This window comes from Streptomyces sp. NPDC013455 (genome assembly GCF_040632975.1).
GTDB lineage: Bacteria > Actinomycetota > Actinomycetes > Streptomycetales > Streptomycetaceae > Streptomyces.
Genome location: NZ_JBEYCX010000087.1, coordinates 1 through 1,113, shown reverse-complemented (window position 1 = coordinate 1,113; position 1,113 = coordinate 1). Strand labels below are relative to the sequence as shown.

Annotated in this window: 1 protein-coding gene; it reads left to right on the top strand. The window is 72.4% G+C overall.

Translation table 11 applies throughout. From position 1 onward, the window contains the following. Positions 1-1,113: AMP-binding protein (locus tag ABZ576_RS34420; protein ID WP_360750087.1), on the top strand; the 1,113-nt coding region annotated here is incomplete at both ends.

Below are 1,113 nucleotides of genomic sequence, written 5' to 3'. Positions count from 1 at the left end.
AATCCGCAGCGCAGTACGGCGCACAGTCCGTTGTTCCAGGTGCTGTTGGCCTTCCAGAACAACCCGGCGACCAGCTTCGACCTGCCCGGCCTGCGGACCCGGATGGAGGGCGTCAGCACCGGGCTGTCCCGCGTCGACTTGTTCATCAGCCTCGCCGAGCAGCAGGGCGCCGACGGCGCCGACGGCGTCATCGGCGCCGTCGAATACGCCACCGACCTGTACGACGCCGCGACGATCGAGTCGTTCATCGGCCGCTGGCTGCGCTTCCTCGCCGCCGTCGCACGCGACCCGGAGCAGCGGATCGGGTCCGTGGACCTCCTGCTCGACGGCGAGCGGGCTCGGCTGACCCGCTGGGCGTACACCGACCCGACGGCACGACCGGCGACCCTGACCCAGCTGTTCGAACGTCGCGTGGCCGAGACCCCGGAGGCGACCGCCGTGGTCGAGGGGGACCTCAGCTGGTCGTACGCACAGCTGAACGCGCACGCCAACCGTGTCGCCTGGCACCTGATCGACCGGGGCGTGGGTGCCGAGGACGTCGTCGGTGTGCTGATGCCGCGCAGTGCCGCGCAGATCGCCACCCTGCTCGGAATCGGCAAGGCCGGCGCCGCGTACCTCCCGATCGACCCGGACTACCCGCAGGCCCGCGTGGACCACCTGCTGCGGGACGCCGGGCCGGCTCTGGTGATCGACGAGCCGGACCTGTTCGAAGACCGGCCCGGGCATGACCCGGCCGACCGGGACCGCGTCCGGCCGGTCCACGTCGACAACCCGGCCTACGTCATCTACACCTCCGGTTCGACCGGCCTGCCCAAGGGCGTCGTCGTGACGCATCGGGGCCTGGCCGCGCTCGCCGCCGGCACGGGGGAGCGCACCGACGTGGACGGCGACAGCCGGGTGCTGCTCCTCGCATCGCCGAGCTTCGACGCCTCCGTCCTCGAACTGATGATGGCCATCGGCGCCGGAGCCGCCCTCGTCGTCGCCCGCGAGAAGCGGCTGGCCGGTGCGGAGTTGGCGCGGTTGCTGGCGGGTGCGGGGGTGTCGCACGCGTTCGTTCCGCCGTCGGTGCTGGCGACGTTGCCGGAGGGCGCGGCGGAGGAACTGCGGGGGTTG